This is a genomic window from Okeania sp. SIO2F4 (assembly GCF_010672385.1).
Taxonomy (GTDB): domain Bacteria; phylum Cyanobacteriota; class Cyanobacteriia; order Cyanobacteriales; family Microcoleaceae; genus Trichodesmium.
This window is the reverse complement of the sequence record NZ_JAAHGT010000356.1, coordinates 1-9,046: the sequence shown is the minus strand read 5'-3', so window position 1 is coordinate 9,046 and position 9,046 is coordinate 1. Positions and strand designations below refer to the sequence as shown.

8 protein-coding genes and 1 pseudogene are annotated in these 9,046 nt (G+C 37.8%); 5 read left to right on the top strand and 4 right to left on the bottom strand.

Annotated features, from left to right (window positions below):
- The coding region (locus F6K22_RS21240) for a SulP family inorganic anion transporter (RefSeq protein WP_293102320.1) at positions 1 to 1,033 on the bottom strand (1,033 nt) is incomplete at its 3' end.
- A gap of 29 nt (positions 1,034 to 1,062) precedes the next feature.
- On the bottom strand, positions 1,063 to 1,212 hold the full coding sequence (locus F6K22_RS21235; RefSeq protein WP_293102317.1) for a hypothetical protein: 150 nt from the start codon (positions 1,210 to 1,212) through the stop codon (positions 1,063 to 1,065).
- Positions 1,213 to 1,765: 553 nt separating this feature from the next.
- Between F6K22_RS21235 and F6K22_RS21230 the strand changes: the two genes are divergently transcribed.
- Positions 1,766 to 2,680, top strand: coding sequence for a LysR family transcriptional regulator (locus F6K22_RS21230; RefSeq protein ID WP_293102313.1), 915 nt, complete (start codon positions 1,766 to 1,768; stop codon positions 2,678 to 2,680).
- Positions 2,681 to 3,630: 950 nt separating this feature from the next.
- On the opposite strand, the pseudogene F6K22_RS42305 reads toward F6K22_RS21230, so the two are convergent.
- Positions 3,631 to 3,843, bottom strand: a pseudogene (locus F6K22_RS42305) (zinc ribbon domain-containing protein); the annotation flags it as partial.
- A gap of 108 nt (positions 3,844 to 3,951) precedes the next feature.
- Positions 3,952 to 4,653 carry an RNA-guided endonuclease InsQ/TnpB family protein gene (locus tag F6K22_RS21225; protein WP_363274061.1) on the bottom strand — a complete coding sequence of 234 codons (702 nt, stop codon included), beginning with the start codon at positions 4,651 to 4,653 and terminating at the stop codon, positions 3,952 to 3,954.
- A gap of 315 nt (positions 4,654 to 4,968) precedes the next feature.
- On the opposite strand from F6K22_RS21225, the gene F6K22_RS21220 reads away from it, so the two are divergent.
- From F6K22_RS21220 to F6K22_RS21205, 4 genes are all read left to right on the top strand, one after another.
- Positions 4,969 to 6,960, top strand: coding sequence for a DUF6851 domain-containing protein (locus F6K22_RS21220; RefSeq protein WP_293102310.1), 1,992 nt, complete (start codon positions 4,969 to 4,971; stop codon positions 6,958 to 6,960).
- A 747-nt stretch (positions 6,961 to 7,707) separates the two neighbouring features.
- Positions 7,708 to 8,094 (top strand): hypothetical protein, encoded by a 387-nt coding sequence (locus F6K22_RS21215; protein ID WP_293102308.1) that lies wholly within the window; start codon positions 7,708 to 7,710, stop codon positions 8,092 to 8,094.
- A 60-nt stretch (positions 8,095 to 8,154) separates the two neighbouring features.
- On the top strand, positions 8,155 to 8,367 hold the full coding sequence (locus F6K22_RS21210; RefSeq protein WP_293102306.1) for a hypothetical protein: 213 nt from the start codon (positions 8,155 to 8,157) through the stop codon (positions 8,365 to 8,367).
- A 102-nt stretch (positions 8,368 to 8,469) separates the two neighbouring features.
- Positions 8,470 to 9,006 (top strand): hypothetical protein, encoded by a 537-nt coding sequence (locus F6K22_RS21205; RefSeq protein WP_293102303.1) that lies wholly within the window; start codon positions 8,470 to 8,472, stop codon positions 9,004 to 9,006.
- The last annotated feature ends 40 nt before the right edge of the window (positions 9,007 to 9,046 follow it).

The window sequence follows — 9,046 nt, the reverse complement described above, 5'->3', positions numbered from 1 at the left end:
CCATTGGAATTTGTGCGGTTAAACTACCAGCTCCCAAAACTACAATCATCAAAATTACTGCACGGGTAACACCAGATAAAGCACTGCGAGCACCTGTATTTATATTAACTACAGTACCCATAGTTGCACCAGCGCCTGGAATACCACCAAATAAACCAGAAGCTAAGTTACCTAAACCTTGACCAATTAATTCTTTATCAGAGTCGTGTTGAGTACGAGTCAAACTGTCAGCAACCACAGAAGTTAATAGAGCATCAATACAGCCAAGCATAGCTAACACTGTCGCATCAACGACCATTAATTGTAGCTGTTCGGGAGTAAAGTAAGGTAACTGTAAGCTAGGCAAACCACTAGGGATTTCACCTATCCGACGAATTGCAGTATCTGAGAAAAATAAAACAGAAATTACTGTTCCTACTACCAATGCTAGTAATGGTGGTGGGACGAATTTCTTAACTTTAGATGGCACTAAGAAGAGGATAGCTACTGTGAGAACTGCTAAACCTGTCTCAATGGGATTAATATTTGCTAAAAGGTTAGGTATGTTCTGAATAGTACCAACTACGCCCCCCTTTGGACTAGCTTGTCCTAGAAACGGACCTATTTGTAGGATAATGAGGATTAGACCAATGCCTGACATGAAACCAGAAATCACATTGTAAGGCATCATGGTAACGTATTTACCCAGCTTTAATAAACCAAAACCGATTTGGAATAATCCAGCTAGTATTACTACTGTGAATGCCATTGCCATACCGTTTTCTGGGTTAGCAGCAGTTAAGTTAGCAATCACCGCAGTCATTACCACCGTCATTGGTCCGGTAGGTTCAGAAATTAGAGTTGGTGTACCGCCAAATAGTGCTGCAAACAAACCAACTAATACAGCACCATACAAACCTGCAGCAGGTCCGGCACCAGAGGCAACACCGAAGGCAAGTGCCATAGGGAGAGCAATGACAGCAGCTGTTAAGCCACCAAACATATCGCCCTTAAGGTTTCTAAAATGTATTTTGTTAAAAACTTGCGTAGCCATTGTTTTATGTTATTAACTTCTTTTTTTTATTAAACAGAACTTACATTAACTTCGGCTTCATAAAACTGATACAACAGGTCACAAAAAGTGACAAATTGAAGTTTACTTCCTGCTGTACGGACGTTGCATGCAACGTCCCTACTGTCGGCAGCACTCCGTCCACAGGCATTGACGGTCAAGCAGACCGCATTTCTTATACTTGCATCTTATAAACGGTCAATAGATACACCGCATTTTTAGCAATCATAAGTTCTCATAAAGCTTACCGGGATTAGGCTTGTAGCCATCTCTGTAAGCTTTATTTCAGCAACTTAAATCCCAGTTATAACACAAGCGTGAGTAGCCAGTGTGTTGAGCCATCAAACGCATTATGTCGTTATTCTTTGATTAAGTTCTGGCTCTGTTATACAGTTATACTAAACTTACCCAAACTTACCCAACAGGGTTTTGGTAGCTCAGTTCCTGCTTCTGTGAGAATCACTAACTGCAATCTGTAACCTTATGATATCCATAGGCTTGACATCGGTAGCAACTCCACATAACGCACTTACAACTATAGTTTTTGTGTAAGTTATATTGAATTAAGTCAATGTAATTTTATTTAACCATTGACTATCATCTATGTCAAGATTATTATAAAAAATAATTGGGAATGCAATACTTGATAGTTTGTAATTGCTTATACCCGCCTTAAGATTTTCTTTGTTTTTCTTATAAGAGGAGGAAAAGTCCTTGATTCAGGCCACCTTACATCAGTTAAGAGTGTTTCAAACAGTAGCTAGTCATGGTAGCTTTACTAAAGCTGCTGAAGAATTATTCATTACCCAACCCACTGTCTCTAGTCAAATGAAGCAACTTACCCAGACAGTAGGGATGCCTTTATTTGAGCAAATTGGTAAGCAACTTCACTTAACTGACGTTGGCCGAGAATTATTAGCCACTTGTCAAGAAGTCTTTGAACAGCTAGATCGCTTCGAGATGATAGTTGCTGACATCAAAGGTACAAAACAAGGACGGTTACGTTTGGCCGTGGTAACTACTGCTAAATATTTTGTGCCCAGAATCTTAGGTTATTTTTGCCAAGAACATCCACTGGTTGATGTTGCCTTGGAGGTGACAAACCACCAAAACATCACCAGGCGGATGTGGGAAAACCAAGACGATCTATATATATTGAGTCAACCTCCTGAAGATATTCTTTTGTGCAACGAATATTTAATGGATAATCCTCTAGTCTTAGTAGCCAATAAAAATCATCCATTAGCAGGAAAGAGAAATATACCAATTAAATCTCTCAATAACGAAGCCTTTATTATGCGAGAAAAGGGGTCTGGTACTCGTCAGGCAGTGCAACAACTGTTTGGTAAACATAAAGTTGCTGTGAAAGTGCGCTTAGAGTTAGGTAGTAATGAGGCCATTAAACAAGCCATCGCTGGAGGCTTAGGAATTTCTGTTTTGTCAGAACATACCCTATATAGTCAAGAATTGGAACTTACCACCTTAGATGTTAAAGGATTTCCGATTCAACGAAAATGGTATGTATCTTATCTAGAAGGCAAACAACTATCAGTGGTAGCTCAAGCATTCTTAGAATATCTCCATGAGCACACTCAGAAAAACGGTGTTACTTCTCGTCTTGCTAGTTAATATAGTAGTTTTTCATTAATTAGACCACTCCGGAAAAGAGGGAATAGGGAACACTTAACTGGGAACAGGGAGAAGTAATTGATTCTATTTGTAATTTTCACGCCTATGTCTATTGATAATGGATAATTACCTCTGGTTAAAACCTAGAGTATTTAATATAAGGAAATCACCTGTTTTTTTTCTCCTTCAAAGGAGAAGCTTTAAACTGAATTGATTAATTATGAATTATTCATTCGTCATACCGTTTCACTAAAGTCAAAAGTCAGAAGTGAGATTTTAATAACTTGAAATCTAAGTTTGACAATTTTAGCTTATTTTTTTACTTCCTCAGTTACCAAATATTTGTGAATTTTTTTTTAAGTGAATTGATATAACTTGATGAAGTATAAAGTCTGAGGTAGTAGATAAAAGTTCATTAATTGATAATGGATAGTGGATAATGAAAACTCTATCTAATTATCAATTATTAATTATTAGGAGAGGCTTTAAACCAAATTGATTAATTATCAATTATTCATTGGTAAGAACAAACAAATATTAATAGACCTCTCCAGAAAATAAAATTGCTCTTTATTTAAGACAAGCTAGAGTTGTCAAACTAACTCTCCGAAATGATTTTTCGTATCTTTTTCGTGAAAATATATTCCCTGTTCCCTACTAGCCTCAAAAAATCTATATCTTTTTCACGCCTATGTCTAATGTGAAAATAGAAATTAGGACTATTCGCCATGATGATGTTTCTAGAGTAATTACGGAAGATTGACATCCTCCCCGGCTGTTAGGCGCGGGGATTCCTACCGAGCCGTAGCTCCTCGGTGGCTTGACGTCTCATTGGCTGCTGCTAGCAGATGCGCTAGTCTTACGCTTGCCTCCACGTCCGTTTTTTGTCTCCGTTTCGCTTTCCTACGGAATAATTGCGCAAACGCGACATGAAAAGCGCAGCTCCTCCGTTAGCGCAGCTCCTCCGCAGGAGGCAGGAGGCATGCCCAAGGAGCGACTAATATATTTATTGCTGCATTGTGGTCTGTGTCGTGTTTTGCACCACAATTAAGGCATTCCCACTCCCTAATTGAAAGGTCTAATTTGCCACCTTTAAAACCACAGCTAGAGCAGGTTTGAGAAGTAGGTCGCCATCTATCAATTACTCTAAAATCGCGACCATATTTTTCTGCTTTTCCTTATTCGAAGGTTCGCAAAGTTCGCCAACCTAAATCAGAAATAGCTCTGGATAATTTCCGGTTCTTGACCATTCCGGAAACGTTTAAATCTTCTCAAACAATTGTTTGGTTTTCACGAATTATTTCAGTAGATAATTTATGTAGAAAATCGTCCCTTGTATCTTTCAGTTTGGCATGAAATTTAGCTACTCTTAGCCTAGCTTTTTCATATCGTTTAGAACCAAAGGTTTTCTTAGATAATGATTTACTCAACTTTCTGTATTTCTTAATTCGTTTCTTCAATGGTTTAGGAGCATCAACTTTTGTACCATCGCTCAATGTAGCAAAAGTTTTGATTCCTAAATCTATTCCAACTGAATTATCAGTTTTAGGTAAAGTTTCTGGCCGTATTTCCACTACAAAACTTAAGAAATATCTAGTAGGGGCGATTCGCGAATCGCCCCTACAATCTTTGATAACTGTTACGGATGATGGAGCAGGAGGTAACTCTCTTGGGCAGACTATTTTCAGCTTCCCGATTTTAGCTAAATATACTTTATGCTGACCAACTTTAAAACCTCCCTTTCTAAACCTAGCAGTTTGCCTTGACTTTCTAGTTTTGAATCGTGGAGGTTTTACAACTCGACCTTTCCTTTTGCCTTTGGTTGAAGTAAAGAAATTCTGATAAGCCTGGTTTAAATCATTCAAAGATTGCTGCAATGGTATATTAGAAACTTCCGATAACCATTCTCTATCTTCAGTCTTTTTAGCCTGAGTAATAAAGAGTTTTTGCAGTTCTGAAACAGAGAACTTAATTCCTAAAAGCCTTGCTATGTCTGATTTTAAAAATAGTTAAAATTATCATTAAAATATCCGGGATGTGGGATAAAACCATTGTAAATTTTTCCTGTATACACACTAACTAATGTTAGTTAGTGATTTGTATTCATGGGATTTAGAACGAACACATCCAGAAAATTGAACTATAAATATACCTGAAGGCCAAAGTTATAGGTAAAGTGTAACTTTACCACTTAATTCGCTGAGTATTTTTACTTTTTGCATAACTGAGATACACCCTAGAAGTATCTATTAGAACAACAAACAAAACTATTATTATCACATCTACCTATGAACGAACTTCAGCTTGACCCCAACACTCAACTCGTAACAGTTAACGATCCTTCACCCACTATTTCAGTGTTATGGGACCGCGCAGTCCAACAAGCAGTCATTAATACCGCTCCCGGTCCAACCGTGGCTTCCCGTGCATATTCTATGGTACACACAGCTATCTATGATGCTTGGGCTGCTTACGATCCATTGGCAGTGGGAACTCAGTTAGGAGACGATTTACAACGTCCTGAATCTGAAAACACAGAAGCTAATAAAGCTGAAGCAATGAGTTTTTCTGCTTACCGGGTACTGACAGATTTATTCCCAGATCAAGTAGAAATTTTCAATGATGTGATGGAAACTCTAGGATTCGACATTGACGATGATGAATTTAACGAGGACGATCTGTCCGATCCTGCTGTAATTGGCACACTTACCGCAGAAGCACTATTAGCATTCCGCCAGAATGATGGTTCTAACCAACTAGGAAATAACCCCAATGGTGATGGTACTCCCTACTCTGATATTAGTGGTTATCAACCTCAAAATCCTGCTGGAAATCCTACTAACATAGAGTTTTGGACTCCCGAAAACGTTCCTATTGACGATCCTAATGCTCGAGTCCAAAACTTCCTGACTCCACACTGGGGTAATGTGACACCCTTTGGCCTCGAATCAGGTGACGAACTACGACCAATAGCACCAGAACCATTTTTGCTACCAGGTATTGAGGCTGAAGTAAACTTAGACGCAGCTACAATTACTTTGGCAGATGGCTCTGTTGTTGATATCAGTCCAGAGATTGTCGGTACTATTATCAATCCTGAATTTATCGCCCAAACAGAACAGGTAGTTAATTTTAGCGCGAACCTAACAGACGAACAAAAGTTAATTGCGGAATTTTGGGAAGATGGCGGTGGTACATCCTTCCCACCAGGAACCTGGATGAGTTTTGGTCAATTTGTTTCTGCTAGAGATGAGCATACATTAGATCAGGACGTCGAACTATTCTTTAATTTAGGTAACGCAGTATTTGATGCTGGTGTTGCTACTTGGGAAGCTAAAGTTTTCTACGACTATGCTCGTCCAGTACGCACAGTGCGTGAATTAGGCGAATTAGGTTTGATAGGCGAGTTTGATGAACAGCTTGGTGGTTATGCTATTGATGCTTGGGCAGGTCCAGGACAAGGAACCCAAAGAATTCTAGCAACTGATTTCCTCACCTATCAAACTCCTGGTAGCCATCCTTCACCTCCTTTTGCTGAATATGTATCGGGTCATAGCACTTTCAGTGCTTCTGCCGCAGAAATTCTCCAACGGTTTACTGGCAATGATGAATTCGGTGCTTCGGTAACTTTTGCCCCTGGTGAGTCTCGTTTTGAACCTGGTGTAACACCAACAGAAACCGTAACTCTAGAGTGGGAAACTTTCAGCGAAGCTGCTGATGAGGCTGGTTTTTCTCGTCTTTACGGAGGCATTCACTTTGAGGATGGCGATGTCAATGGTGGAATTTTAGGACAACGGGTAGCAGGAGAGGTTTGGGAAGAAGCTCAGTCTCTACTTACCCCTAATAAGATAACTGGTACAACCGGAGATGATGAGTTAATTGGAACTGATGCAAGTGAATACATACATAGCGGCCGTGGCGATGATACTATCCAAGGTTTGGATGGTAACGACTTAATCCATTCCGGCAAAGGTGACGATATTATTGATGCTGGTGGTGGTCGCGATGTTATTGGTGCGGATAAGGGTGATGATATTATTACTGGTGGAACTGGTGCGGATATGTTTGACTTCCGAGTTGGTTTTGGGAATGATATTATCACTGATTTTGAAAATGGAATAGATTTGATTCGTTTAAGGGGTGATTTGGAATTCGAGGATTTGACAATTGCTCAAGTAGGCAGCGACACTAGCATTACTACTGACGAACTTTCTATTACTTTGCAGGGTGTAGTGGCAAGCGATATCGGTAGTGATGATTTTGTCGAGATTTTTGCTTAAGCAACAACTTGAAGAACCTGCCAGAAGCAAAATTTTTTTTGAAATTAAAATTATCAAAAATGCCAAAGAAAATTGAGAGTTTCGACTTAGTTAACAATTTGCGTAAAGTAGCGATATAATACGGTAGTTATCTTCACGCATTAGTAACGAGGATGAAATTTGTATCTTCTGCACTAATCGCTGCTTAAACATTTCTGGGGTGTCTATCTATTAGACTTCTCCAAAAATCCCGCTCGTTACTGAGAAAGACGCAGTGAGGGGCAAGAGAACCAAATGAATAATAATGTCTATTGAGAAAGACTTAAATTTAGGTATAGACTTTAGGGATGCGGCCATTGCAAAACCCGTCAATGCCTGTGGATGAGTAACCGCCAAGCGAAACGGCCATTCGCCCCTACTAGGCGATGCCAATTGCCACTACTCTCTCCGGTCAAAGACCATTGAGGCTACTTTTTAAGTTATTAGTTAATTGTAACACATTTTTTTTACTACGGATTAAAATCCGTCGAGTCGCTTCCATCCAGCCGTTAAAACTGGCACTTTTCCCGCTTACCGAAATTTTACGATGATTTATTAATATGAAATACGTTAATGTTTCCTACCAAAGATTGATAGGGAGATGGGGGGTAGGGTTATTTGGTAATGGGGAAATTCTTAAAGTAGCAAAATTTTTTTTATTCACTCTTAGTATTAAGATTGTGATTAACGATTAGTAATAATCTTCCTTGTTCAGGGTGGGAGGCATCTATGAAATCTACAACTAAACAAATCATAGTCACTAATTCCTATGAGCAACAAATCTTAGAAGAAAAGATTGATAATCACTTTTTGAAATTGGTTTCGATTGAATCAATTGAGCAAATGATTGAGCGATTTCGGAGACTATTTTTGCAATCTTCTCCATACGAGACTCCAGAAATATCGACAGTACTAGAGAGGATTTTACAATTCCCTGAATGTGAAGAAAAATTTAACTACATCCTGAATCGTTGCTGTTATATTTTAATTAACCATCAACAACAAAATCAAGAGCAAAAAAATGTTTTAGAAAAATTGATTCAGTTGTTTAGTCAAGCAACCTCTAAATCTGACTATTCCTATTACGGTTATTGCCAAACAAAAAAAATTTTATAACTTGTCAGAGGTTTTACTTATAGTCAACAATACTTGAGCTTGAAATGTTTGGCAGCAGTGATGAATCAAGGATTTGAAAGTAAGAGTCGCAGCAGCTTAAATCAACCTTTGAAAATTATTATTCTCCGCTATCCTTATCTATATAACTATTTGTTATTAACTCCAAATAGTAGTACCGAATATCAACAAGCAATCAGAAAACTGCAAGAGCAAAAACAGGAAAAATTTGAAATTAATTTATCCCGGTATATTACTAATCAAGCCCGAATATAACTTTGTAAATTTCAAATATTACAATCAGTTAAACAATTACAGTCTATTAAAAATCCTACTTTATTATCCAATGATGAACTATTATTATCTATCAAACAATTTGTGGGTAAAGTAGAAGGTAGGGAGACTTATCAAGATTATGCTAAACGATTTTTAACTTATATAAAAATACCTCAACCATATCACTCTTTTAAAGATAGTTTTTATGAATATCTAAGTAGATCCTTTGATGTTGAATCTCAACAAATTCGAGTTAGGTTCAAGGAGCAACTCTACAAGCATTTACGAAATGTTATGTCTGAGAATGATAATCAGCTCTTCAATGAATTTTTAATGAAGAAGACCTGTAGCAAAATTTTGAGTTTTTTAATTGTTAATAATCAAAAACAACTACAACATTATTTGTTTGTTAATCTCATTGATAATTTAGGACCGATCATAACCACAGGATTACTACTAAAAATCTTATTAGTTTGTCAACAGGTCATACCAGGTTTAGAACAACGATTTGCCATATTGTTTAACCACTACGAATCTTCTACGCAAAAAAAAGTTCAATGGTTAATCAAAGAACTAGAAAATATGCAAATAGCTTTAAGTACAAATTTTGGGAGAATCGACCTATCTTTTATTCATTAATTATATAGCTAAGAAAGAATTGCTTAGGATATAGACTGAC

Coding starts and splice junctions, on each gene's coding strand:
- F6K22_RS21220 (WP_293102310.1), top strand. CDS start 4,969: ATGAACGAACTTCAGCTTGACCCCAACACTCAACTCGTAACAGTTAAC.
- F6K22_RS21215 (WP_293102308.1), top strand. CDS start 7,708: ATGAAATCTACAACTAAACAAATCATAGTCACTAATTCCTATGAGCAA.
- F6K22_RS21210 (WP_293102306.1), top strand. CDS start 8,155: ATGAATCAAGGATTTGAAAGTAAGAGTCGCAGCAGCTTAAATCAACCT.